We start from the raw sequence: 25,598 nt of genomic DNA on the forward strand, positions 1-25,598 counted from the left end.
CTGCTGGCAAGAGCCTCGGCCCGTTCGCCTCAAAAAGTCATGGCTCGCGGCGAGACCGACCGGTAAATCCGCCTAGAGCTTCTTGATGTCGTCGGTCGACATGCTCGTTGTGACGCCCTTTTCACCGGCGGTCAGCGTGGCGACAGGGATCGTGATGAACTTGCCGCGGAAGATGATGCGCACAGCGGTCGCGGTGCCGTCGCTATCCGTCAGGACCCGCTCAACTTTGCCGATCCGTGTGCCGTTCGCGGAATAGACCGCGTCGTTCCGTTTTACCGCTGCTCCGTCGGCAAGCGCAGGAACGGACAGTCCAAGTGCCATGAGTGCGATGATTATCTTCTTCATGCAATAAGATCCCCCCAATCAAGGTTGGCGGCGTGGTGGCGCAGGTCTTGCCGTCGATCAAGTGAAAAATGATACACTTGAGAGAAAAAGTGTTCTACTTGTCTCATGCGAGGCAAAAAGTCCGCCTAGGGAGAGCTGCCAAACCTATGCCCAGTTTCACGATGCGTGACCGTTGGTTTCTGCTGCTTCTGGGCGGAATCTACATGCTCAATTTCATCGATCGCACCATTATCGCGGTGGTTGGCGAGGCGATCCGCCGCGATCTCAAGCTCACCGATCTCCAGCTTGGAATGCTTGGAGGATTGGCGTTCTCGCTCTTCTACGCAGTCCTCGGAATTCCACTTGCCCGTCTTGCCGAGCGGTATAGCAGAGTGAAGATCATCGCGGCCGTCACTGTCATCTGGTCGCTGATGACGGCTCTTTCCGGCATGGCGGGGAGCTACGTTCAGCTCCTGATCTGCCGCATGGGAGTAGGGGTAGGAGAGGCAGGATTCACGCCGGCCCTCGTTTCCATGATTTCCGACAGGTTTGAGGCCAGCCGCAGGGCGGTCGTGTTCTCGCTCATTGCGCTGGGGGTCCCTATCGGCGGCGCGGTTGCCGCAATTGCGGGAGGGGCGGTCGCCCAGACATTTGGCTGGCGCCTTGCCCTGGTCTGCGTTGGATTGCCCGGGATTCTTCTGGCGGGCATGCTGATAACGACGATCCCTGAGCCCGCTCGGATTGATGCCGGCAAGAGCGCCGATACGCCAAAATTCGGCGCTGTACTGCGCAGGCTGGGCCGTTCGCCCGCTTTCCTCTTCCTTACCGCCGGGAGCGGATTTGTAGGAATGGTCGGCTTCGGTACCAATCTCTTCCTGATTCCGCTGCTTGTAAGGCGATATGAATTGTCCTTGTCGCAAGCCGGGCTCGTCTTTGCATTGTCGTTCAGCCTTGCCACGATGGTGGGACAGGCAAGCGGCGGATATGTCATCGCGAGCCTTCTTCGCCGCGACCTGCGTTGGGGAGGCTGGGCACCGGCGGCGGCCGTTGCTCTAGCCTTTCCACTCTATCTGCTCGCTATCTACCAGGACGACTGGCGCTGGCTCGTGGGCTTCCTGTTTGGTGCGACGGCCCTGCTTTATGCCTTCACGCCCGCAATCATGACAATAACCCAATCCCTCGTCGAACCCAGGATGCGCGCTTCGGCAGCGGCACTTCATTCCTTCGGCCAGACCGTGGCGGGGCTTGGACTGGGGTCGGTGCTCCTGGGCTATCTCAGCGATCACCTTGCCGCCTGGCGCTATGGGGCCGGTTACGCGAGCGATTGCGTGGGCGCCGCGGGAGGTTCGATGACTCGAGCCTGCCTTCAGGCTGCGGCCGGCGGGTTGCAGTTCAGCATGGCGGCAACAGCATTTGTGCTGGTTTTGGCGGTCTTTCTATATTTGCGCGCCGCAACAAATCTCCCCGCCGAAGCAAATGCATCGTGAGAAGCTGTAAATTTGTCGCGTTTCGGCCAACGGGCAGCTGTCAGGATGACGTCGACGGCCCAGCTATGCCACGATTTGAAACATGTCGATCAAGTGGCCAAGGCGCCGCGCATGAGAGGTAGAAAATGGGACAAGCAGGAGTCATCGGGTTGGGTCAGATCGGTGCCGGCGTTGCCGTATGCCTGGCACGATCTAACCAACTCGCGGCAGTCTACGACATCCGGCGGGATGCATCCGATACGCTGGACGGCGTGCCCGCGGTAGAGAGCTCCCCTGCCGCTGTTGCCGAGCAGGCCGACGTGATCGTCATCGCTGTCGTCGATGCAAAGCAGACGATCAGCGTGCTCACCGGCCCCGATGGAGTGCTTGCGCGGGCGCGTCCGGGCATGACCGTCGTTCTCGTGGCGACCGTCTCGATCGAGGACTTGAACGCCATCCGCAGGCTTACGGAGCAAGCCGGAGTGGAGTTGGTGGATTGCGGCGTGACCGGCGGCCCGAAATCGCGCGAACACGGGCTCGTCTGTCTGGTGGGCGGCAGCGATCAAGTGATTGACCGGGTTCGGCCGGTGCTTGACGGCTTTGCCAAGCACGTTGCCCATATGGGCGGTCCAGGTTCCGGCATGGCTGCAAAGATTGCACGAAACGTCATTGTCTTTGGGGGACTTCGCGCAGGATACGAAGCGTCGATATTGTGCCGCAACGCCGGCGTCGACATCCGCCAGCTCAACGAGGTGATCGAGGCCAGTTCCGACAGTGTAGGGGGGCCGCTGATGCTGGCCATTCGCGACGACCCGTCGTCGAGCAAGAGCGAAGCGGCGGTGCGCGAATATACCCGCTCACTGATGGTGAAGGATCTCGACGCCGCGATCGACCTTGCGCAGAGCTACGGGATTTCGCTTCCGCTTATCGAACTGACCCGCCGCACCGACTTGGCGGTTGTCGGCCTTGAAGCAGTATTGGGAGAAAAGGCATGAGTATCGACGAAACACAGTGGCAAAAGGGTCTCGAAACCTTTGATCAGGTTTATGGGCCGGGTTCCTCGGACATGGTACTGCCATTCCGGAACTCATCGTTCAACCAGGAGATCGTCGGTAATCAGTTCGCCAACCTTTGGGCAAGCGATGTCCTGTCGATGCGCGAGAAGCGTCTGCTCGTGCTCGGTGCAACAGCCATGCTCGGCCGCACTGATCTCGTGGAAATTCAGATGAACGGCGCCTTGATCAACGGGGAGTTCACTGACGAAGAGCTCGATTTCATTCCCCTTTTCACGCTGTTCTATGCTGGCGCAGGCAATACCACGGCGCTCTTTAGGGGGATCGAGGCCGCCAAGGCTCGGCGCCGCGATCGCGTCGAAGCGGCCCAATAGGGAACAGAGATTTCAAGTTTTCGGGAATGGCCCGGCTCGCACGAGCCGGGCCATAATTCTTTAGGCGATCTGTTTCTTCTGCGTGCGGCGAATGGACCGCGATGCCAGCAACAGCACCAGTCCACCGGCAAACGTGAACAGCATAGCCGTCCCTATGCCCCATGCGACTCCCTCGGTCCCGCCCACGAAGTCGCTGACAGCCCCGATCAGATAGGTCCCGGCGCCAACACCGATCAGATTTGCGCCAAGTTGCACAAGCGATACGGCAAGACCGCGCAGGCGCGGGCCGGCTATCGTGACGATCACCGCATAGATCGGGCCGTTGTAGGAGGCGCTCAGGAAGCCGCAGGCCATGAGGAGCGCTTGCATGGGACCAGTTTGTGAAACGACCACCGTGCCGATCCCGGTCAGGGCAGTAAGAATGGGGATCACCGCGCCGAAGAGGGCGGTTCTTGCCGGATCGAAGCCGCCGCGCCGGCGATTTATCTGATCGATTGCCCACCCGGCAAGGAAACCGCCCACCGAGCCGAGGCCGCCGTAGGCAATGGCGATGGTGATGCCCGCGCGCGAGATCGGCATGCCATGAACGCGAATGAGGAACGTCGTAAGCCAGGTGCTCATCCCGTAGATGCCGGCCGCGATCAGAATGATGGCGGCTATGCACAAGAACAGTCCCGGCCGCGCGGCGAGTTGAAGGATGCGTTCGGCAAGACCGGGCTGGCCCTCGGCTGGCCGTGCAGGCACCGGATCGTCGTAGGCGCCTCGCTGCGGCTCACGAACGGTCAGGAACAGGATCGGCGCCAAAACAAGGCCGGGCAGTCCAGCTGCGGCAAAAGCCCATCGCCACCCACCGACCTGAACGATGGCCCCTCCAATCAGGAAGGCGAGGGCAAGACCGATGCCCGAACTCAGGTACCATATGCCGATAGCCGTCGCCCGCCGTTCCTCGCCGAAATAGTCGCTAAGGAGTGACATTCCGGTGGGAGAGCCGGCAGCTTCTGCGGTGCCGACCGCGGCCCTGCCGAGAAGGAGCGTCCAGAAACCGGATGCCAGACCGCATAGCGCTGTTGCGCCGCTCCAAAGCGCCAGTGCGATCGCCATCAGGTTGCGCCGGTTCAGGCTGTCCACCGCGATGCCGAAAGGCAGCGCGGCCAATGCGAAGAATATCCCGTATGCAAACCCGGCCAGAATGCCAAGCTGACCGTCGGTGAGTGAGAATTCCTTGCCTACCGGTGCGAGCACTAGACCGATGATCGCGCGATCGATCCCATGGCAAGTCTGCGATAGTGTCAAGATGCCAAGCACATACCAAGGGTAGCGATCGGCGGATTTGACTGGGTCCGGAGCTCTCATCGCACGGACCCGCTTTTGACCGAAAGGTTATGCATAGGTCTCCCCGTTGTGACGAGAACAGCCTAGCCCCCGGAAAACGTTCCGCCATCCACGGCCAATGCCGTCACTCGGCCAGATCGTGTCGCGCATGGGCCAACGGGATAAATTGCCGACAGCACTTTCGGGCATCTTGACGACCTACCCGAAGATAGAGGAACTGGAGGCGGCACAGGTATCTGATGCCCTCATAAAAAAAGAGAAGAGGCAGAGGTAACGATGTTTCGTCCGGAGAGCGATTGGACCGGCCAGGACAGGTTCGGCGTCGATGATTTCTACATCGAAGCGTTGGCATCGGTGAACGATGCCCGCGTCGATATCCGGCACTTCAATTGGGTGCGGCCCTGCAGCGGCGTGTTCAGCCCTGAAAAGCATTACCTCGACTATTCCCTCAATACCCAGCCTCGTCGCAGCATGCTTTCGATGGGGCGTTCGGACGGGTTCGTGGCGAGTGGCGACATGCTCTACATGCCGCCTCACCGTCAGTACGTGGGTGAGCCGGCCCTGCAGGAACGTCATCTCGTTTGCGTCGCGCTCGGCGAGGCATTCCTCGAAGAACTTTTCGATGGCGAACGCCCCTTCCACGGGCTGGAACCTTGTGCCGATGTTCAAAATATCGCGATGCGGCGCTTTTTCGAGGGGCTGGCGGCAGAGCTTCGTGTACCCGGATTCGCAAGCCAGGCATTGATCGAATCCATGCTCATGGGACTTGCCGTGGAACTGGTTCGGCATGTGAGTACACAGGAATTCGGCGCCGGCAGCCCACGTAGTACACGGCAAGTGCGCCATATCGTCGACTATGTGATGGATAATCTGGCGGCGCCGCTCGGAGTTGCTGACATCGCTCGCGGTTGCAATATGAGCGTGCGGCACGTGGCGCGCGTGTTCAAGGACGGTACCGGCGTAAGTCTGGGGGAATTCGTTGCGCGCAGTCGGATTGCTCTCGCCAAGGAACTGCTGCGCGGCGACGGCACGCGGATCAAGGAGATCAGCTGGCGCTGCGGCTTCAGCAGCACCTCGGCTTTTTCGGCCGCGTTCCGTGTGGCGACCGGCCAAACGCCCAAGGACTTTCGCTGCCAGCCGCGGCAGGTTCACTGACAGACGCCTGAACATATCGAGCGACGGCCAAAACATGTCGCGCCGCAGTCATTAACTCCGCAACCACTATGGAGGAAAATCTCCCGCGCTTAGGCTCCTCCCCGCGTCAACGTGCCGAAACAGGCACGGAGCAAAACAAAAACGACGTGGGAGGAACGGATGACCAAGGCTGTCATACTGGCGACTATAGCGACAGGCGCGTTGATTGCTGCGTGGGGGCAACCCGCACACGCGCAGCAAACACAATCAAACGAAACTACCGGGATCCAGGACATCATCGTTACGGCTCGCCGGATCGAGGAGAGTCTTCAGACCACGCCGATTGCCGTAACGGCGCTCAGTTCCCAGGCACTGACGACTGCCAAAGTCGAAAACGTCGTGGATCTTCAACGTACGGCGCCCGGCCTGGTGATCGGCCGCGGTTCGGCGGGCGGCGATGGCATCGTGTTCGTGGCCATTCGCGGACAAGGAAACCTTCAACCGATCCTCGCCAACGATCCGGCAGTGGCGACATACGTCGACGGTGTCTACATTCCGCGCCCTTCGACCGGCATGACCGACATCCAGGATGTCGAGCGCCTTGAGGTGCTGCGTGGACCTCAGGGCACGCTCTTCGGGCGGAACACGACCGGCGGGGCTATCAACATCATCACCAAGGATCCAACCGACCAACGCGAAGGCAGATTCAAGGCGGAGTTCGGAAACTACAATAACCTCGGTGTTCAGTCCACGATCAACCTCCCCTTGGCCGAAGGGCTGGCGATCCGCGTCAGCGGCGCGATCAACGATCGCGATGGCTACGGGAACAATCCACTTACAGGTCGGGATTTTGCTGACAACAACAGCAAATTCCTGCGCGGTAAACTCAAGTACATTGGCAATGGCTGGGACGTCACTCTCTCCGGCGACTGGAACCGCCAGAGAAACAGCGGGCAGCAGATTGCTCTTTGGACCTTCAATCCCGCAATTGTCCCAGCTCCCTTTCAGGCGGGTCTAACTGCAGGTCTGCTGACCAAGGACAACTGGTGGGACAATACCGCTACCGGTACCTCGGTGCCGGCAGGGATTGGCAGGCTCACCCCGCAGGCACAGGCTCTCTATGGGGTACAGCCATTCAACACTCTGGAAGTATACGGTTTTTCCGGCACTGTTAATGTCGAACTGGGCCAACTCAATCTGAAATCCATTACCGGCTATCGTCATTCGATGAACTACGGCCTGAGCGATACCGATGGTACGGCGGTTCCCTTGCTTGGGACGTTCGCCGGATCGGGGTCCTATTACGTTTCCCAGGAACTTCAGGTTTCGGGTAACGTGACGGATGGGCTCAGCTTCATCGCCGGTGCCTACGCCGGGAAAGAAAGCGGCTACGAGTTCAGTCGATCGCAGATCTTCGGCGGCCTCATTCGCGATTCCAATGCGGACGTTAACAACAAGACGTTCGGCTTGTTTGCGCAAGCCTACCTGGAGCTGGCCTCGAGCCTGCGCGCCGTCGGTGGCTTCCGCTATACGTGGGACACCAGGGACAGTGTTTTGCACAATGCCCAGGTTTACGGCCTGCCCTATGACGTGCCGGTCGCAGGCACGCCCACCGGCATCAATTGCACGGTCACTCCCACTGAACCGGTCACGGCCACGACCTGTAATCAGGATCAGAATGCCAAGTTCCACTATCCTGCATGGAACCTCGGTCTGGACTGGCAGGCAACGGACGATCTCTTCCTGTATGTCGCGACACGCGGCGCGGCGAAGGCCGGCGGCTGGAACCTGCGGGCAGGCGGGCTACCGGCATTCTCGCCGGAAAAAGTGAAGGATGTCGAAGGAGGTCTGAAGGTGGATCTCTTCGATCGGCATCTGCGCTTCAATACGGCGGTCTTCCATACTTGGAAGAGCGACAACCAGGCGATCGTCAACAGCTTCGTTCCCGGGATTGGCGTTACGCAGTATATCCAGAACAACGGCAAGGTGCGGATCTGGGGTGTCGAGGCCGAAGCAACTGCGGTTCCCTGGAAGGGTATGACCGTCAGCCTCAACGGGTCGCTTCAGGACGGCAAGTACGTCAAGGGCACATTTAACGAAATTCAGGTTGTCCCGGGCAGTGGCTGTACCAACGGATCGGGCGTGACAAACGGCTGTGTTGTCGACCTGAGCGGATTGCCGCTGCTGCAGCTGCCCAAGGAGCAGCTCAACGTCAGCGCGACCCAGAAAGTTCCGCTGGGTGCGGGCAGCTTCGCTGTTACGGGCGCCTATTCCTATATTGGGGCTCAGCATTTCGACGCGGTGAGGGCGGCCGATCAGGCATCCGCTGCGACCAAGGCCGCCTACGACACTGAGAACAGCCTCGGACGCGTGCCGGGATATGGTGTCTTCAACGGCCGGATCGCCTACCAGTTCGACAACCCCGACATCGAAATAGCCGTCTACGGACGGAACATCACCAACAACAAGTATCTGCTGCGAAGATTCCCGGATCTCTATCGAACCCTTGGAATTGTCGCAGCCTATGTCGGGCAACCGGCGACCTATGGGGTGGAATTGACGCTTAACTACTGATCGGCCGCGTCGAGGCGAACTATTGAGTAAGCGAGGGGACAACTTGGTCCCCTCGTACACGTCCGGGAGAATTGTGAGAGATGAAACGGCTAGAAAACAAGGTCGCAATTGTGACTGGCGGCGGCGGCGGCATCGGTACGGGTGTTGCGCGGCGGTTCGTTGAGGAAGGCGCGCTGGTCGTCGTCGCAGATGTTTCCGAAGAGGCCGCGGCGCGCACTGCTGCATCTTTGGGAGAAAGGGCACTCGCCCTGCAGTTCGATGCGGCCGCGCCGAAGTCGGTCAAGGCCATGGTCGACAAGACAGTCGCGCACTTTGGCAAGTTGGACATACTTCACAATAATGCGGCCATGACGGATCCGGTCAAAAGCCCGCAGGATACGACCGCAGTCGATATCCCGATCGAGATATGGCGCGAGATCCTCGACATCAATCTCACTGGCTACCTGCTCGGATGCAAATACGCGATTCCGCACATGGTGGCTGGTGGCGGCGGCTCGATCATCAATACCGCCTCGAATTCAGGCTCGGCAGGAGATCTGGCCCGTATCGCCTACGGTTCATCCAAAGCCGGTATCATTGGGCTGACGCGGTACATCGCGACGCAGCACGGACGCGACAACATTCGCTGCAACAGCGTGGCCCCCGGTGTCGTACTGACCGAAGCGCTGGAAAAGACGGTGCCGGGTCTCAAGGAGATCATCCAGCGGCATATATTGACGCCCAATTTCGGAACACCGGAAGACATCGCTGCGCTTGTGGCGTTCCTGGCGTCCGACGAGGCTCGGTACATTACCGGTGAGAACATCTCCATTTCTGGCGGCGGCCTTGTCCATCAGCCGCATTATGCGGATCTGCTTGCCTTCATGCAGGCAGCGGACTGATCGATGCCAAAAACCCGCATTCGGACCAGGAAGCTTCTACAGGGCAGTCCGATGGAAGTATCTGATAGCCAACCGGCCGCCGGCAACTTTGTAGGTCTCGAGGCTGGTCAATCTGACCGTGCCGCTATCGGTCTGAAGGTGATTGGCGACATAGGCGGCGCCTTCCGTTCCATTGACTATCACATCAAGAAGTTCGGTGGTGCATTTGCCCCCGTATTCCTTCCACATGGCGGCCATCGCGGTGGGGCCGTCGACTGCGGAGGATCCGACATATTCGATCGTGAAACCTTGGGGCCCGAGCGAGCGAAAAAGCGCATCGAGCTCTTCGCGCTTGCCTTCGTTCCACAACCGGTAGTTGTCCCTGATCGCCTGCTCAAGATCCGGAGTGATTGCGTCGCCCATTTTCGTGGCCTCCATTGGCTGCGGATATTCCGCCCCGCCGCATTCGCATCCGTGCAGCGGGCGACGCACCCATCTTTGGCAAGGGTTGCCACTTTCCGTTGAGCTCTGGAGAATACCATGACTTCACTCGCCAAATCCTCGCTCCCCGCCCATGTTCCGGCCGAATTGGCGTTCACGCTGCCTCTCTTTGCGCGCAAGGTCGTCTATGAAAATCCGCAGGAAGTTCTGATCCCGGCAATGCACGCCGAGCTTCCGCCCGTCTCTTACGTCACTAACATTTTTCCGGGGGATCAACCCGGCTGGCTGCTGAAAAACGCCGAAGATGTTCAGGCGATGCTCCGCGATCCGGACAACTTCACCAAAAACGGCATGGGAAAATGGGCTCAGAATATTGGTGAAGACTGGCTCGTGATCCCAACGGAAGCCGATCCGCCGATCCATACCCAGTACCGCAAGGCGCTGAACGGCCATTTCGCGCCGCAGAAGATGTTTGCAATGAAGGAACAGGTCCGTGAACGCGCGCGGTCTCTCATCGGCGCCTTGCGAGAGCGGGGACAATGCGACTTCATTGCCGACTTCTCGGAGAAGTTTCCCATCTACATCGTCCTCGACCTTTTGGGCCTGCCGCAGGGACGAATGACCGAGTTCCTGAAATGGGAAAAGGAACTGCTCCATTCCAACGACTGGGAAGTGCGCGGAAATGCCGTGCGAAAGGTAAAGGCCTACCTGCTCGAGGAAATCGCAGCGAGGCGCGAGCAGCCACGCGACGATTACATCACCAAGGTGCTCGACTTCGAAGTAGACGGGCGGCCCTGGAATGATGACGAGGTCTTGGGGCACTGCTTCAATCTCTACATCGGCGGCCTCGATACGGTCACGTCCCTGCTGGGCAACATCTTCAACTATCTGGCATCGCATCCGGAAAAGCAGAACGAACTCCGAACCGATCCTTCGCTCATCGTTTTGGCTGTTGAGGAGTTCCTGCGCGCCTTCGCACCTGTCACCGTGTTTCGCATCGCGACCAAGGAGATCGAAATTCACGGCCAAAAGATCATGCCTGGAGACTATGTGGCCTTCAGTTCGCCGGTCGTGGGTCGCGATCCGGTATTTTACGATGAACCGCAGGAAATCCGGTTCGACCGCAAGGCGGCGCACATGTCATTGGGAAGCGGCATCCACAAATGCCTGGGCATGCATCTCGCCCGGCTGGAGTTGCAGATAGCAGTGGAGGAGTTTGTGACGACGCTGCCCGAATTCAGAATCAAGGACGGCTTCAAAGTCCCCTATTACGTCGGCAACATCTTGCACGTGCCCGATCTTCATCTTCAATGGGATAGCGCATCGGCATGACAGCTGAGCGTCCGGGAAGCCTTGTTGGGCCACCCGGATGCTCAGGAGTATCAGCCATAAAGCCTAATACTCTGCGCGTTCCGATAGCGAATTTTCCAGCCTAGAGCGGTTGATCCGACTGCATCGGATCAACCGCTCTAAACTTCTGGTTTGGCGCGTTTTCCGAGTCATCAGGTGGTTCCACCGGATTAGAAAACGCTCTAGCGACCGATTGGGTAGAACACGGATTTCTGGTTCTGGTATTCGTGAAGCCAATCCGGACCATACTCACGGCCGATACCTGACCTTTTGTAACCCCCGATCGGCGCATAAGTCATCCGCCCGGTCCCGCCATTCAGCATGACGCTGCCTGCGCGAAACTGCATTGCCATCTCATACCCTTTGGCAGCGTCAGCCGTCTCGATGCCGCCGTTGAGACCGTATCTGGAATCGTTGGCGATGCGGATGGCCTCGTCATCACTGTCGAAACCGATCACGCAGCCGACGGGCCCGAAGACTTCCTCCTGCGCGATGTTCATCTGGTTGTCGACATCGTCGAAGATCGTGATCTCCGTAAAATAGCCCTTGTCGAGCCCCGCCGGCCGTCCGCCGCCGTGAACGAGCCTTGCGCCTTGATCGCGGGCCTGGGCGATCATGCGTTCGACCTTGCTACGCTGGCTCTCGCGGATCAGCGGGCCCATCGTCACCGTTGGATCGCTGGGGTCGCCGATCCTGAACTGGCGCACGACAGCGCAGACGGCCTCGACGAATTTGGCCCGCACACTGTTGTGCACCAGAAGCCGCGTGAGCAGAGCGCATCCTTGTCCAGCATTGACCGACAAGACAGCGGCGGCCATTGCCGCGGTTCGGGCAATATCGGCATCATGTCTGACGATCAGCGCCGACTTGCCGCCGAGTTCCAGATGAACGCGCTTCAAGGTCGGGGCCGCCTGCGCCATGATCGCAGCGCCCACGGTTTCTGATCCCGTGAAACTGACAAGATCGACGCGCGGGTCGGTAGTCAACAGCGATCCCACATCCGGTCCACCGGTAACGATATTCAGCACGCCCTTTGGCAACCCGATTTCTTGCGCGATCTCACCGAACAGGAGAGCGGAAAAGGGCGTAAATGGGGACGGCTTGAGCACCAGCGTGTTGCCCGCCAGCAAGGCAGGTACGATTTTCGCCAGGTTGAGCAGGAAAGGGAAATTGTAGCCGGTAATACCTGCAACGACGCCAACCGGTTCGCGGACTACCGTCGTGCCGCCGATTTTCTTTGGGCCCTGGGGATCAAATGGATCGGCGGTCACGTCGATCGGCAACCGGACACTATCGTCCCGTGTAGAGTGGTTCAGGGCGGCAAGCAAATGGTCGAGTGGATTGCCGACCTGCATCGTATGGGTGACGCCTTGCGAACAGCCGACCTCTGCCACGATTAGCGTCGCGATCTGGGCTCGACGACCATCCAGTGCGGCATGCATCTTGCGAAGGTATTCCGCCCGCTCGGCCATCGCCATGCGGGGCCATACACCGTTATCGAATGCATCTCGCGCCGCGGCGATGGCTGCGTGTGCCGCGATGCTATCGCCCACGGGTGCACGGCCGATTACCGCCTCGGTTGCCGGATTGAGGATGTCGTCCCGATCGCCGGCGGCTTCGGCCCAGGCGCCGTCGATGTAGAGACCATCGAAACTGGTGAAGGGAATAGTCAAAGTCCATCATCCTGCTGGGGCCGCAAAATCATTTCCGCGGCGTTGAGAGCGATCGCCATGGCCGGCGCGTTGGTATTGCCCGACACAATGGTTGGCATGATCGATGTGTCCACGACCCGTAGACCGGTGACGCCGCGAACGCGCAGCTGCGGGTCGAGCACTGCACCCGTATCGCTTCCCATCCGGCAGGTCCCGCAGATGTGGAACGATGTGCCACCAAGCCCGATTGCATTCGCGAGGATGTCCTCGTCGGTTTCGAGGCCCGCCGTGGCGCCGGTTTCCTCGATAATCCAGTCCCGCAAGGCCGGCTGCCGGGCAAGGTTGCGCAGCCACCTGAACAGAGCCAGGAACCGCTCACGATCATTGGCGCTCGCAAGGTGATTGGCATCGATGGCAGGCGCAGCATCGGGATCTGCCGAGGTAATTCTCACTTCGCCCAGACTGTCGGGCCTCATGTAGTATGCGATCACCGTCAGGCCGGGAAATGGGTCAAGAACGACCGCGCCTTTTTCATCGGTATGAAACGAATAGAGCCCCATGCCCACTTGTGCGTCGGGTCGCTCGAGCTGCGCTTCTGTCTTGATGAAGCCGCCAACTTCGTGCGCTGAATGGGTGAGGGGACCGCTCGAGGCAAACAGGTAGCGAAGGAACGATGCGACCAGACCAGCGCCCGACAGTCGCTGATTCAGACTTTGGCCGCGAACCCGGAAAGTGAAACCCAGATATCGGTGCTCCTGCAGATTGGCGCCCACCCCCGGTGCATCGACCAGGACCGGAATACCCAGCCCCTCCAGCAGGCGGCGTGGGCCGATGCCCGAGAGCTGCAGAAGTTTCGGACTCTGGATCGCACCCGCACATACGATTACTTCGCGCCGTGCTTGCACCTCGAAAGTCTGGCCGGCCTTGCGCGCGACAATGCCGCAGGCCCGTTTGCCTTCGAACAGGATGCGCAGGACATCGGTGCCGGGCGTAACGTCGAGATTGGCTCTCCCACGCACGGGTTTCAGAAATGCGCGCGCAGCTGAAAAGCGTTTGCCATTATGCGTCGTGGTCGGCTGGTAGCCCATACCGCCTTCGGTGACCGAAGGGATGTCGTTCATGTCTGCGACCCGAGGAATTCCGGCTTGCTCACCGGCCTTCAGAAACGCTTCGCAAAGCGGATCGCCGGCGGGATGAACACTGACCTTCAGTGGACCGCCGGCGCCGCGCCATTCATTGGCACCAAGCGTGTGGTCTTCGAGTTCGACGAAATGCCGGCCCATTTCCGTCCAACCCCAGCCATGACAGCCCGCCCGTTCCCACGCATCGTAGTCGGCCGGAGCGCCCCGGACATAGACCATACCGTTGACGGAACTTGAACCGCCAACCGCTCGGCCCTTGAGCCACACTTCGTGTGACGCGTTCCCGCCCGGGGATACCTGATAGTCCCAGACATGCGGGTTTCCCGGGGCAAGCAGTTTGCCGATGCCGCGCGGCATCTTGATCAGAGGACTCTTGTCGTCAGGGCCCGCCTCGACCAGCAGCACCGAAACGTCGGGATCGGCAGACAGCCGGTTTGCCAGAACGCAGCCGGAGGATCCGGCGCCGACAATGATGTAATCATAGATTTTTTGCTGCATGGCGCGGAGTGAACATGCTGGCACGCTATGCCCACCTGTCTGAAGGAAGGTCGGCGTACCTTCTGTCCAAGAAGCGGAAGATTTGCGGGCCAATTTTTTGGCAGTCGCCATATCGAGGCGGCAGCATTGGCGTAAGCCGCCTCCCGCCGCGAAAGAGGAGAGGGCTGGGCCGGGCAACATGTTCCAGGCCACAATCCTGCGTTGGTATTCGCGGAAAATCTGACGAAATGGGGTGCGCACCGATTCCTTGCGCCGGTGCGCAGGTCACGGTGTGAATGATCCAAGTGGCTGGTGTAAACCGGCTGTCAAACACTGACCGGAATGGCACAATAGGCCATTCCGGTTTGCTGCAGTTCGCGTGAGTTGCGTCAGCTTGAGGTGGGCTGCTCAATTGGAACGGCTTCCACGCCCCGGCAGTGCGTCAAGGACGCACAGCGTCTCTTAGTCCCACTGAAGTTCGAGGCGGGGCACGAAAGTGATATTGCCCACGAAATATTTCGGTTCGAAACCGTCTTTGAACCGAAATTGCGGAATTTCTTTCAGAAACAGTTCCAGGGCAGTCTGGAGTTCGAGCCGGGCGAGATGCATGCCGAGGCACTTGTGGATACCCCCGCCGAGCGCCACATGCGCGGCCTTGCGATTGAAACGGACCTCCGCCGGGTCTTCATGGATCTTCGGATCTTGGTTCACGACGGGTGTGCTGACCGACACATATTCGCCCGGCAGGATCTTCTGTCCGTGAATCTCGATTTCGCGCGAAGCGATACGGAATGCCGTAACCGGCCCGTAGACCCGAAGAAACTCCTCTACCGCCAGGACCATCCGGTCAGGATTGTCGCGCAGTTCCTGCTGCTGATCGGGATGCCGTGCGAGATGTGCGAAGATATTGCCCAGCATGGTCGTGACCGTGTCGAGACCGCCGAGAAAAAGATTGAAGCAATGGCCGAGGACCTCTTCGTTATTCCACTTGCGACCGTCTTCGGCTTCGAAATCGAATATCTTGGTGATGTAGTCGTCCTGAGGATTACGGCGGCGAGCATCGATCTCGGACTGCAGATATGCCACGACCTGGCGCACCGCGTTGCTGCGCACCTGCCAGTCATTGGTGTGCAACATCTCCTTTTCCCAGATCAGGAACTCTGCCATCCGTTCCTGCGGAAGTCCCAGGAGGTCGAGAACGATGAAGATTGGGTAGCGTTCGGAAAATTCGTTCACGAAATCGCAGTGGCCGCGGTCTTTGAATGCCCCGATGAGATCGCTAGCGCGTCGCCGCAGCTCGTCTTTCATCGCGGCCATCTTCTGCGGCGAGAATTGGGGGTTCAGGGCCTTGCGGTAGAAACTGTGCATGGGAGGGTCAACCTCCGTGGGCACGACCAACCAGTCTGCGCCGATGCTCTGGGACCACTGGCCCATGCCGTTCTTGGTGAAATTGTCGGGATCGCGCAGCATGGCCATGGTGTCATCATAGCCGGTGAGCAGCCAGCCGGGCTTGTCTCCGGGGAAGATGTTGGTGACATACGTAATGGGTCCCAGGGTGCGGTGCATCTCGGGAATGAGCGTTTCCTGAGGGCACTCCTTCACTTCCTCACGAGCGAAATAGGGCAACCACTTTGCCATCTCGGCCGGTACGTGGGGCGGAATTTCTTGTGTGGGTGCGCTCGCCATCAAATCTTCTCCGAAATCGTCTTTGCCCCGTCGGCCAGACCGCTCATCTGAGCGCGGCCATTCTGGTTTACCGAAGCGCCTAGTCCTGTGTCGCGCCGCGATCAGATGACGGGAAATGCGTCAATGCTTGGTGCGCGCAACCTTCCATAAGATAGGCGAAGGACCCCTGTTCGCTGCAAACCGGAGCTTGGCGCGTTGCAGCTAGGTCAGTAGGCGTTTGCCAGTTCTTGAGTAAAATCAGCAGCGTGCATAAACGAGCACAGAGTTTGAATGGCTCTCATTCGCCCTGCTGCTGGGCGCTGGATATTCCTGCACGGCGGAGCCGGCGATGGGGACGGAATTTTGATAGGTTTCCCCGCGTCGCTTCCTGGCGCCTTGTATTTCAGCGCTTCGGCTGCTCCGGTCAGACCGCGTGACGAATATGGCGAATGCGCAATGCTACATCCGCCAGGTTGCCCGCGGCCTGGTTAGGGGCGTATATCAGGCGTCGATTGGTTGGCCGAGTGGATATTCCAGTCCCGATGTGGAAGCAGCGTTCTCCCGGATCAGTTCTACCATGGGAAGACGGACGCCGAAGCGAGCAGCCTCTGCAATTGCGACCTCCAGATCCTTTATCATGAGCATCTGGAAATATTCGCGCAGCTTTGTCTCGTCGGCATTGCCGGCTGCTTCAGGACGTTTTGCCATGGAAAGGGCGCCCTCGAGCCCGCCGCCAGCGGTCGGGTCGCCTGACAGGGCGAGAGTGAGCTGATCGAGGCTGACGCCGTAGTTGCGCGCGATAACCGCCCCTTCGTAACCCGCCCTCATGCAGCCGAAATAGGTGGTGTTGCGAGCGATCTTGGCAGCCATACCGGCTCCCGGCCCGCCCATGTGAAGGACTTGTTGCGCGAATCCGTCAAATACGGGTTTGGCCGCCGCAAGATGGTCGTCTTCGCCGCCGGCCATGCAAATGAGGCCGTTTTCGGCAGACTTTGGTCCGTTCGTGACCCCGCAGTCGATGAGTACAACGCCGGCATCCTTGCACATCGCCTGCGCGCTGGCGAGATCTGCCATGTTGATCGTTGACAGAAGAATGACAGTCTGGCCGGGTTTGTTCGCCGCAAGGACGCCGTCCGGTCCGGACAGGACTGCAAGGGTCTGCTCGCCGTTGAGGACTGCAATCAGTACGCAATCGCAAGCCTCGGCCAAGATGCGGGGGCTCGGAGAAATTGCGGGCGCCCCCTTTACGCGATCCGCGGCTGCCGCCTGAACGTCATAGATCGCTGCAAGCTGCCCGGATCGCTGAAGGCATATGGCAACTCCTCCGCCTATCGATCCCAACCCGATTACGCCACCGGTCTTCATCGCCACTCTCCTGTATCGGAATAATACTTTTGCTGCCGAGAAGGTCCCGGCGCCTGCAGGTCAATTCAAAGGCAAAAGGGGCGGATCGCATCCGCCCCTTCGTAGTCGTTCTGGCTATCAGAACCTGTAGCTCGCTTCGACGCCCCAGGTGCGCGGCGGCCCGAGGTAGAGGCTGTTGTAAGGAGCATTCGGCAGAATGACCGAAACGCCTGCCTGGTACTGAACGTCAAACAGGTTCTTGACATAAAAGCCCAGATCGAGCCCTGTGCCGGCAATTCCCTTGACGTCGATACGACCATTGGCGAGGGAGTAGCCCTTCAGCTGATAGCCTTGTTGGCCGCCGTAATCAGCAGTCATATACAGATCACCGCTGACGACGACATCGGCGCTTGCCGGATGGATCGGCGTTATCCAGCTTGCCGTGACCGTTCCGGAGAAAGTCGGCGTCAGCTTGTTGATTTGATCTGCGCCGAATGATCCGACGTTTGGCCCGAGTTCGCCATTCGTATTGATCGGCAGCAGCTTCGCCACGTCCGTCTTCGTTATGGCTCCGTTGAAGCCCAGAGTCAGGTTGCGGTCCGGGGACACGCTGGCGTCGATCTCCACACCATAGATGTTGAGATCGGCCGCATTGATGATGATCGAGGAAGGCGGCGCGTCCAGGGTTCCGCGAGGAAACAGGAAGTTGCCGGAATTCGACAGGAACTGCGTGGCGTTGTCGTAACGCGAATAGAAAGCTGCGACATTGAGCCGCCCTTGTGCGCCGGCCACATTGAAGCTCAGCTTCTCACCGATTTCGACGTCCGTGACCCGTTCCTGCTTGATTGTCTGGTAGCCACGCAGATCCACGCAGGACATCGAGTAGGCCTTGGATGGGCAGGTGACCGGAGCAGATTCGAACAGGGGGAAATTGAGATTCTTGGGGCGAACGCCGCGGCGGCTGGTGATATAGACCATGAAATCAGGGCTGATCTTGTAGTCAAATCCGACAGTCCATGTAGGATAGTTGTCCTTGACCGCTGCCCGACCAAAGCCGTCGCTGAATTCTGTCGGCGTACCCACGCGATCGGCTATATTCTGCTTGCACTGCGAGAAATCGACCGAGGCGAACGTCGCTGTATTGCCCGGATTGTAGCAGAATTGCGACTTGTCCCAACTGTAGCGGCCGCCAACGTTGAAATTCAGCTTATCGGTCAGCGGGATGCCAAACTGGCCGTACACCGCGAGACTTTGATTCTTCACGTGAGTAGTCGTTGGCGGAACGCGGCCAAGGGAAGAGAATACGGTGAATTGGTCGCCCGATGGTCCCGCAGGGCCGTCCACACTATAGTAGACGCCGAGAATCCCGTTCAGTCCGCCGGTGCCCTTATAGATAAGTTGGAAATCGTTGTCGATATAGTCACGAACATACCGTTGTTCTGCATAATAGGTAATAAACGGCTGTGTGACCAGTCCGCCTAGGAACGGGTTTGCAAATCCGCCCTGATCCAGAACCGGGACAGCGGCGGTATTGATCGACTGATTGTTGGTATTCTTGCGATAACCGAAGATGTTTCGAAGAGAGAAGCTGTCGCTCAGCTCAACGTCGGTTGTGTTGACGACCGCGATCGACTTTCGGTAAGCGCGACCTCCGTCGATCCCTCCGTCGAATGCGCCTCGAGGGTGCGCCTGTGCGTAAGTTTCGGCGAGGCTGGCAAGCTGAACTGCCGTGGCAGCCCGACTGGCGCTGCCCATGAGCGGCAGGAAAGCGGAGGACTGGAGAGGCGCGAAATCTGCTTTGTATAAGTAGAGACCCGATGCCAGTTCGTCGGCCTTGAAATATTCTGCAACCGTCGTGTTCGTGATCCCCTCGGTGGGGGCAATCGTAAGCGATACGCGAACGCTGTCGTTCTTGATGTTCTCGAAGCCTGGATAGCTGTTAGCTTTCGGATCTGTTGCGCCCAGAGCCTTCACTTCAGGCAGAGCGAAGAAGTCTGCGTCCAGCGAGCGGATCCTGGGGTCCTGACGCCGGATCTGGCCGGCAACCCGCAATGCGATCTTTTCCGACACGATCGGGATGTTGACCGCTCCCTCGATCGCCCAGTAATTCCAGCGGCCATACGTGCCTTTCACGTAGCCCCCGAAATCATACAGGTCCGGCTGAACGGTATTGACGAGGATCGCGCCACCGAGCGTCGATTTGCCGAACAGTGTGCCTTGCGGACCCTTGAGAACCTGCACGTTTGCGATGTCGTACGTGGGGATGCTCGACCCGAGGCTGGGAATCGCGATGTTATTGAAATAGGTCACTACGCCCGGCGTGGTAAGCCCAACTGGAAGCTGCCCTACACCGCGCAAACTCACGTTGGTGGTGCTTTTCCCACCTTCCGAATTGAAGTTCAGGCCCGAGGCGATTGTCCGGACATCCGATAGTTCCTGCACGGTCGAGCGTTGGAGGGCGGTGCTGTCAAACGCCGCGACTGCAACCGGAACGTCCTGCAATCGCTCGGAGGTCCGTCGAGCCGTGACGATAATCTCCCCCGAGCCGAGTGCGCCAGGGGTATTCGCCGGAGCATTATCCTCTTCCGCCCAGGCCTGTCCCGAACAGATCATCAAGGCGCTCGAACCGAGCAATACCCTGCAAATCGCCTTTTTCATTTCCATCTCCCTGCCGACTCCAATTTTCTTGCAGTCTACTGACGGTCTGCCGCAGGGCTACCTATCGAAGGGTGGGGCAGTCTCGTTTCCATTGGGTTGGGCAAGGTTTCCGCTGCGAGAAATGCGAACTGGGTGAGAGGTCGCAAGATTGCAGCGATGCGTTTAGGGGCGCGTTACATGGTGCACATTTTCGCTGTTACAGCGGGCTAGCCGTCCGATTTTCAGTCGCTTCTACGACCCCGTGCGGACTTGCAGGATGTAAGTGTCCAAGGGGCCGCTCGTGCGAACGGTTGAAAGGAGGGCGGATGCGATAGAGCGGATCGTGGCGCGGATGCATCAAATAGATGGCCATTTGAAGGACTTCTTAGGAGAAGCCCTTCCCCGAGGGTAAGTTTCCTGAGCCGACACACCCTATCCTCGGGCGGGTGATTTTCGCACCGGTACTTCCCATGATCAACTGCAAGAAATCCGGGGAGGCGTGATGGGCAGCCAGGGCACCACAATGAAACTGTGCACTTACATGGGGGCGATTGCCGGGACAATGATGTTCCTGGGTATCTGGCCGGTTGCACACTTGTTCCCTCCACTGGCGCCAGCCATGCCTTACGCACAAGTTGCGCAATACTATCGTGATCATCAGACAGGGATATTGGTCGGCGGCATACTCATAACCTCGTCTTCGGTCCTGTTCTTCCCATTTCTCGGCGCGGTGGCGACATTCATGAAAAGGATAGAGGGGCCGGTGTCTCCGCTAACCTGGTCGTTCGTGATGATCGTTGCCTATGGTTTTGTAACCCTGTTCTTTGCAGGGCTTTTCTTCACAGTAGCCGCTTACCGGCCGGATCGGCCCGACGCCGAAATCGCCTTGTTGAGCGACATCGCCTTCTTTTTGTTCGTTATGCCCGCCGTCCCGGCGTTCGTGCAGAACATTGTCACTGGTGTCGTGATCTTGCAGGATCGGAAGTCGCAGCCGACCCTTCCGCGATGGCTGGGCTACGTGAATCTCTGGACTGGTGTTTTGTTGCTGCCAGGTCTTGCGGTCGGTTTGTTCAAATCGGGCCCCTTTGCTTGGAATGGCGTTCTTGCCTTTTGGCTTCCGGCGGTCGTTTTCGGCATTTGGTTCAACGTCATGATCTTAGCCATGCTGGCGGCGATCAAACGCGGCGCATTGGACGGCGAATGACGGACAAACGAAAGACAATACCAGAGACAGGGTTTTCTGGTGGCCGTATACCGGGCGAAGAAGGAGTTTGGGTATTTATTGCTGGTGACCTCATAGTTTTTGCAGTGTTTTTTTTAACCTATGCCGTCGCCCACCGGCAGGAACCTGCTCTCTTCGAAGCATCCCAGCGATTGCTCAATCGCCAACTCGGCTTGCTCAACACGCTACTCCTCTTGACCAGCAGCCTTTGCGTGGTTCGGGCCGTTGCGGCTGTTCGCAAAGGCGATCGGCGCGCACGCCGCTTTCTGCTTGGCGCGATTGCGCTGGGAACAGGTTTTGTCGTGGTGAAGGCCGTCGAGTACTCGTCTAAAATAGCGGAGGGCTTCACTCTCAATACCAACGCATTCTCGATATATTACTATATGTTTACCGGTATTCATTTGGTTCATGTCTTGATCGGCATCGGTGTTCTGTGTTTTGCGGCATCGCAGATCGACTCGTCCGGTCAGTTACGCGGCAGCATAGCGCTCATCGAAGGCGGCGGCGTTTTCTGGCATATGGTCGATCTTTTGTGGATCGTTCTCTTTGCGTTGCTGTACTTGCTGTGAGGTGAGTCTTGATGGCTTCAATTCTGTACAATCGCGCAATCCTTGTATGGACGATTTTGGTCGCAGCCACCTTCTTGTCGTTTGAAACGATGATCGTTGGCCGTGATGGCACCGCTCGCTGTGTGATCCTAATTGTCGCGTTTGCTAAGGTGACTGTGGTCGGGCGTGAGTTCATGGAGTTGCGGCACGCACCGAAGTATCTCCTTTGGCCGTTTCAAGCATGGGTTGTCGCTCTCGCCACTGCGCTTACCGTGTTGACCTTTGCGTAACCTAAATTGCCGGAATTTTGAAATTAAGTGAAGTGTATGAAATTTATGATTGAAGGGGCATTTTACTGACGTCGAATATTGCATATTTGGAATTATGTGTTTGATAGAAAAATATTAGATAAATAATCTTAAGAATGACATTGTATGTTGAAAGGGTAAAATATAAACTGGAGGGCGAATTATGTTCATGGCGCGATTTGCCATAATTATGTCGTTAACAAGTGCAATTCCGGCTTCGACGTCGGTCGAACGTTTCGACCTTGCCCAGTCCTCGCTTACGCCGCAGTCATTGCAGCCAGCTTACGCGGCGTACGCGCCCAATTGCACGGGGCAATGCGGTTGGGCGGCATTGCCATTCACTCGCTAGGCGGCGTTGACAAATTAAGGGTGCGAGGCTCGGCGTTTATCTGGGTTGATCGCCCGTCGCAAATTGCACGACGAAGAACAGCACTGCGCACCCGCACCAAAAGATCGCCCATGCCGTGAAGGCCCTGCGGAACGTCGATGGGTATTCCGGTTTTTGGATGAACCAGACAAAGATATAGGGGCACCAGAGCGTCAGAAAGCCCATGACCGCCAGCTTCAATGTCGATGCCTTGGGCACAGCTTCGTCTATTGGCGTGGCTATCATAGGCACCTTATCTCGGAAAGCAGCGGCTTTCGCAATCGAACCGCTGGAAAGGCGCGCAGCGATTGACGTAAGGCGATGAAGTTGATTCAAGGCTGCTTTTTGGAGGCAGGCTTGAGCAGGGGCGATCTTACCGAGGCGGAATGGCGCATCCTAAAGGACTTGCTGCCGATCGAGTCCGAGAACCGTGGCAGAGGCAGGCCGCCCGAGCAGAACCGATCGATCATCAACGGTATTCTTTGGCGGCTTCGCTGCGGTGCTCCGTGGCGCGACGTGCCGCCCAAATACGGCAGTTGGAACACGATCTATCGCCGGTTCCGGCGCTGGAGCGAAGCCGGGGTTTGGGAAATCGTGGCGGTGACGCTGGCCGAGATTATGGCGGACAGCGGCCACTACAGCATCGACAGCACAACAGTCCGCGCCCACGTCTCGGCAGCGGGCGGAAAAGGGGGACTCATCGACGCGCTCTTGGCCGCTCGCGGGGCGGGTTCACCAGTAAGCTTCACTGCCTGGCTGATGCCCTCGGGCGACCGCTTGCCTTCCACCTGACGGTCGGGGAAGCGGCAGACTGCAAGGCGTATGATGCGCTCATAGCTTTGCCCGAGCGCACGCCCGACGCCCTGCTCGCCGACAAGGGCTACGACGCCGATTCCATCCGTGCCGATCTCGCCAAGCGGAAAATCGAGGCCGTCATTCCTGGCCGGTCAAACCGCCGCGTGAAAATCGAACATGACCGGGCGCTCTACGTGCAGCGCAACCGCATTGAGCGCATGTTCGGCCACCTCAAGATCAATCGCGCCATCGCCACCCGCTACGACCAGCTTGCCAACAGCTTCCTCGGCATGGTTCATATCGCTACCGCCAGATACTGGCTCAAATTTGTCCACGCCGCCTAGGCTGCATTCAGCATTCACTGTTATGAAAATGAAGAGGCGCCCGAAAAACCAAGCGCTACTCAATTCAGCAGTGCAAATGCATGACGGCGTTTCCTGCGAGGGGCTTCAAAAATTTAATTCTGTGTTCTCCGTCTTGAGTGGCATGGTATTGTTGGTCGGGGCGGCGATCCAAGCTCAAAAATGTTGACGGCGTTTTGTGTCGCACAAGGTGGCAACGGAAGCTGACATCAGAATTGATAGCGTCGCCGAACGGTCTGGAATTGTCCGGGTGGCCGGGACGTATGTTCAGGTCTTGCTGTGACTAAAGGTCTTGGCCCATTGTCTCAAGACAGTGGTAATCCCTCACGCCCGGCATTTTTCATCAAAACTGCGGCTTGCCTTGGTGCGTGCCATACGTATGATTGCAAATGCGCCTTCAGAGGGCGTGAAGGCGAACCAACAGCCTTGTAGGAAAAATCGCTCGGTGCGTGCATCCGGGCCGCTGGCGCGAATGTCCAGGCCTCAGGCTAAAGGCGCCGGTAATCGATTCCAAATGTTGGCCCCGCCCGGCGTTCGCCGTGCGGTCTCCGGCTGGAGAGCTGCCCGTGGATTTGGGCAAGATGAGCGCGCCCTTGATGCGCGCGGTCGAAACCTGTTTCGTGACAGGTGGGGCGATCATATGCGCCTGAATATCGATGAGGATTGCCCGCCAAGGATCGCGGACGGTGACCCTCTGCCACCTGAAGATCGGGTTCAATTCCCGAAAGGAAACTGGATCGACCGGCTCTACCGTTCCCATTGCGCTAAGCTTGTGCGCTTTGCCATGCGTCACACCCAGCCTGATCGTGCTCCGGACATCGTCCAGCAGCTCTTCGCACGGCTCGCGGCCAGGGGGCAGGCAAATCCGTTGGAAGTAGAGGCGCCCGACGCATATTTGCGTCAGGCGACGATCAATCTGATCCGGAGCGAGGCGCGTTACGACCGGCGTCGCTGTGCAAACCTCCGTGTGTGTTCGGATGACATCCCGATCGCCGACGTTGATGGCGTCGCCTCATCCGAGGCTCGTGACATGCTTGCCCGGCTGGAGGCGATCATGGCGGAACTGGCGCCGCGTACGCGCGAAATCTTCCTCGCTCACCGCTTCGACGGCTTTACCTACGGAGAGATTGCGGCGCGGACGGGGCTGAGCGTAAAGACCGTCGAGAAGCACATGAGCCGGGCGATCGGGCATGTCACTCGAAGGCTCGAGCCATGATGCCGGGCAGGAAAACAATGGGGGTGGAATGAGCCTCGAGCAGGAAGCCGACGACTGGTTCATTCGGATGCGGCGATCGGACGCAGAAAGCTTCCGTGCCGAGTTCGATGAATGGCGTGCTTTTCCCGCGCATGCTGAAGCGTATGAGCGCAGGGTGCGGTCATTCGACACGACCATGTTTCTTGCCAGCACAGGGACTGTCAGGAACAGGGATCTCGGTATCGCAAAGCCATGGCTGCTGCGAACTTCGCTCCGCAAATATGCAGCTGCTGCGGCCGGCCTCATACTGCTGGGGGTGCTCGTTCCCATTCTCATGCATCGCAGTTGGGACGTGCCGGACGCGGTCTCCCGGATGGAAGTGGCATCGCTGGAGGAGCCCCCACGGCATGTATCTCTTCCGGACGGGTCGACGATAATCCTGGATCGGGGCGCGCGGATGCAGATTTCCTTCGATGGGCAGCAGCGGCGGTTGCGGTTGCTTGCCGGGAGGGCGCGCTTCTCCGTGGCACACGAAAAGGCGCGGCCGTTCGTGGTCGAGGCAGGGGCGGCGAGGGTGATTGCGCACGGAACCCTCTTTGACGTCGAACTGGCGCAGACGTTTGTGAGGGTCGCTCTGTTACAGGGCGCTGTCGAAGTGAGAGATGCCAGCGGAGGGCATGGTCGCAAGCGACAAGAACTGACCGCGGGCCGGAAAATCGCGATCGAACGTGGTTCTGTCGGAGATCCCACGCCGATCGTTGCTGCCGACAGCCAGTGGCCCAACGACATGCTTGTTCTCGACGGCGTGGAAATCGGTCAGGCCGTTGCTGTCTTCAACCGGACTGCTCCCACTCCTGTCCTCTACGAGGCATCATCGACGCGTCCCATGAAAGTCACCGGCGCCTTCAGGCGATCGGATCCGGAAAGCTTCGCTCGGCAGGTAGCAGGCACCTTCGGTCTTGGCTTCGAAACGCGCGCGGACGGCAGTTTTGCGATTGTGTATCGCTGAGGCTGCA

At 58.8% G+C, this 25,598-nt stretch carries 21 protein-coding genes and 1 pseudogene; 13 read left to right on the forward strand and 9 right to left on the reverse strand.

Annotated features, from left to right (window positions below; translation table 11 throughout):
• Nucleotides 1–72: 72 nt before the first annotated feature.
• Entirely contained in the window at nt 73–345 is a 273-nt protein-coding gene (locus ACZ1JV_RS02665; RefSeq protein ID WP_133085085.1) for a PRC-barrel domain-containing protein, read from the reverse strand.
• A 146-nt stretch (nt 346–491) separates the two neighbouring features.
• On the opposite strand from ACZ1JV_RS02665, the gene ACZ1JV_RS02670 reads away from it, so the two are divergent.
• The 3 genes from ACZ1JV_RS02670 (at nt 492) to ACZ1JV_RS02680 (ending at nt 3,177) form a co-directional block, all read left to right on the forward strand.
• Nucleotides 492–1,811 (forward strand): MFS transporter, encoded by a 1,320-nt coding sequence (locus ACZ1JV_RS02670; RefSeq protein ID WP_465149473.1) that lies wholly within the window; start codon nt 492–494, stop codon nt 1,809–1,811.
• A gap of 149 nt (nt 1,812–1,960) precedes the next feature.
• Complete coding sequence (locus ACZ1JV_RS02675; RefSeq protein ID WP_465149474.1) at nt 1,961–2,785, forward strand: NAD(P)-dependent oxidoreductase; 825 nt, start codon at nt 1,961–1,963, stop codon at nt 2,783–2,785.
• Nucleotides 2,782–3,177: a carboxymuconolactone decarboxylase family protein gene (locus ACZ1JV_RS02680; protein ID WP_133085088.1), complete on the forward strand. Its 396-nt coding sequence runs from the start codon at nt 2,782–2,784 to the stop codon at nt 3,175–3,177. The genes ACZ1JV_RS02675 and ACZ1JV_RS02680 overlap by 4 nt, the downstream gene beginning before the upstream one ends.
• Before the next feature lie 60 nt (nt 3,178–3,237).
• Here the strand turns inward: ACZ1JV_RS02680 and ACZ1JV_RS02685 are convergent, their stop codons facing one another.
• Complete coding sequence (locus ACZ1JV_RS02685; protein WP_465149475.1) at nt 3,238–4,530, reverse strand: spinster family MFS transporter; 1,293 nt, start codon at nt 4,528–4,530, stop codon at nt 3,238–3,240.
• A 333-nt stretch (nt 4,531–4,863) separates the two neighbouring features.
• Between ACZ1JV_RS02685 and ACZ1JV_RS02690 the strand changes: the two genes are divergently transcribed.
• The 3 genes from ACZ1JV_RS02690 (at nt 4,864) to ACZ1JV_RS02700 (ending at nt 9,098) form a co-directional block, all read left to right on the forward strand.
• Nucleotides 4,864–5,664, forward strand: a complete 801-nt coding sequence (locus ACZ1JV_RS02690) for a helix-turn-helix domain-containing protein (RefSeq protein ID WP_465148495.1) — start codon at nt 4,864–4,866, stop codon at nt 5,662–5,664.
• Nucleotides 5,665–5,823: 159 nt separating this feature from the next.
• Nucleotides 5,824–8,217, forward strand: coding sequence for a TonB-dependent receptor (locus ACZ1JV_RS02695; protein WP_465149476.1), 2,394 nt, complete (start codon nt 5,824–5,826; stop codon nt 8,215–8,217).
• An 80-nt stretch (nt 8,218–8,297) separates the two neighbouring features.
• Entirely contained in the window at nt 8,298–9,098 is an 801-nt protein-coding gene (locus ACZ1JV_RS02700) for an SDR family NAD(P)-dependent oxidoreductase (protein WP_465138660.1), read from the forward strand.
• A gap of 36 nt (nt 9,099–9,134) precedes the next feature.
• Here the strand turns inward: ACZ1JV_RS02700 and ACZ1JV_RS02705 are convergent, their stop codons facing one another.
• Nucleotides 9,135–9,500, reverse strand: coding sequence for a hypothetical protein (locus ACZ1JV_RS02705; RefSeq protein WP_465138659.1), 366 nt, complete (start codon nt 9,498–9,500; stop codon nt 9,135–9,137).
• Nucleotides 9,501–9,617: 117 nt separating this feature from the next.
• Between ACZ1JV_RS02705 and ACZ1JV_RS02710 the strand changes: the two genes are divergently transcribed.
• Nucleotides 9,618–10,850, forward strand: a complete 1,233-nt coding sequence (locus ACZ1JV_RS02710) for a cytochrome P450 (RefSeq protein ID WP_465149477.1) — start codon at nt 9,618–9,620, stop codon at nt 10,848–10,850.
• Nucleotides 10,851–11,050: 200 nt separating this feature from the next.
• Here the strand turns inward: ACZ1JV_RS02710 and ACZ1JV_RS02715 are convergent, their stop codons facing one another.
• The 5 genes from ACZ1JV_RS02715 to ACZ1JV_RS02735 all read right to left on the reverse strand — a co-directional run bounded on the left by ACZ1JV_RS02715 (nt 11,051) and on the right by ACZ1JV_RS02735 (nt 19,806).
• The gene (locus tag ACZ1JV_RS02715; RefSeq protein ID WP_465149478.1) at nt 11,051–12,541 is read right to left on the reverse strand and encodes an aldehyde dehydrogenase family protein; all 1,491 of its coding nucleotides are present in this window, start codon (nt 12,539–12,541) and stop codon (nt 11,051–11,053) included.
• The gene (locus ACZ1JV_RS02720; protein ID WP_465149479.1) at nt 12,538–14,400 is read right to left on the reverse strand and encodes a GMC family oxidoreductase; all 1,863 of its coding nucleotides are present in this window, start codon (nt 14,398–14,400) and stop codon (nt 12,538–12,540) included. Before ACZ1JV_RS02720 ends, ACZ1JV_RS02715 begins: the two co-directional genes overlap by 4 nt.
• A 201-nt stretch (nt 14,401–14,601) precedes the next feature.
• Nucleotides 14,602–15,825: a cytochrome P450 gene (locus ACZ1JV_RS02725; RefSeq protein ID WP_465149480.1), complete on the reverse strand. Its 1,224-nt coding sequence runs from the start codon at nt 15,823–15,825 to the stop codon at nt 14,602–14,604.
• Nucleotides 15,826–16,305: 480 nt separating this feature from the next.
• Complete coding sequence (locus tag ACZ1JV_RS02730) at nt 16,306–17,169, reverse strand: NAD(P)-dependent oxidoreductase (RefSeq protein ID WP_465138654.1); 864 nt, start codon at nt 17,167–17,169, stop codon at nt 16,306–16,308.
• 117 nt (nt 17,170–17,286) lie between these two features.
• Complete coding sequence (locus ACZ1JV_RS02735) at nt 17,287–19,806, reverse strand: TonB-dependent receptor (protein WP_465149481.1); 2,520 nt, start codon at nt 19,804–19,806, stop codon at nt 17,287–17,289.
• A 481-nt stretch (nt 19,807–20,287) separates the two neighbouring features.
• On the opposite strand from ACZ1JV_RS02735, the gene ACZ1JV_RS02740 reads away from it, so the two are divergent.
• Genes ACZ1JV_RS02740 through ACZ1JV_RS02750 form a run of 3 tightly spaced genes read left to right on the forward strand, consistent with a single transcriptional unit; the run spans nt 20,288 to nt 21,845 of the window.
• Complete coding sequence (locus tag ACZ1JV_RS02740; RefSeq protein WP_465138652.1) at nt 20,288–20,989, forward strand: hypothetical protein; 702 nt, start codon at nt 20,288–20,290, stop codon at nt 20,987–20,989.
• Complete coding sequence (locus ACZ1JV_RS02745) at nt 20,986–21,576, forward strand: cytochrome c oxidase subunit 3 (RefSeq protein WP_465138651.1); 591 nt, start codon at nt 20,986–20,988, stop codon at nt 21,574–21,576. Before ACZ1JV_RS02740 ends, ACZ1JV_RS02745 begins: the two co-directional genes overlap by 4 nt.
• 11 nt (nt 21,577–21,587) lie before the next feature.
• The gene (locus ACZ1JV_RS02750; protein ID WP_465138650.1) at nt 21,588–21,845 is read left to right on the forward strand and encodes a cytochrome C oxidase subunit IV family protein; all 258 of its coding nucleotides are present in this window, start codon (nt 21,588–21,590) and stop codon (nt 21,843–21,845) included.
• Nucleotides 21,846–22,248: 403 nt separating this feature from the next.
• Here ACZ1JV_RS02750 and ACZ1JV_RS02755 read toward each other — a convergent pair whose 3' ends face one another.
• Nucleotides 22,249–22,476 (reverse strand): hypothetical protein, encoded by a 228-nt coding sequence (locus tag ACZ1JV_RS02755; protein ID WP_465148548.1) that lies wholly within the window; start codon nt 22,474–22,476, stop codon nt 22,249–22,251.
• 75 nt (nt 22,477–22,551) lie between these two features.
• On the opposite strand from ACZ1JV_RS02755, the pseudogene ACZ1JV_RS02760 reads away from it, so the two are divergent.
• From ACZ1JV_RS02760 to ACZ1JV_RS02770, 3 genes and pseudogenes are all read left to right on the forward strand, one after another.
• Nucleotides 22,552–23,369, forward strand: a pseudogene (locus ACZ1JV_RS02760) (IS5 family transposase).
• A 658-nt stretch (nt 23,370–24,027) separates the two neighbouring features.
• The gene (locus ACZ1JV_RS02765) at nt 24,028–24,603 is read left to right on the forward strand and encodes an RNA polymerase sigma factor (RefSeq protein WP_465138649.1); all 576 of its coding nucleotides are present in this window, start codon (nt 24,028–24,030) and stop codon (nt 24,601–24,603) included.
• On the forward strand, nt 24,578–25,591 hold the full coding sequence (locus ACZ1JV_RS02770; RefSeq protein WP_465138648.1) for a FecR family protein: 1,014 nt from the start codon (nt 24,578–24,580) through the stop codon (nt 25,589–25,591). The genes ACZ1JV_RS02765 and ACZ1JV_RS02770 overlap by 26 nt, the downstream gene beginning before the upstream one ends.
• The last annotated feature ends 7 nt before the right edge of the window (nt 25,592–25,598 follow it).

Source organism: Novosphingobium sp. BL-S-19 (genome assembly GCF_055521675.1).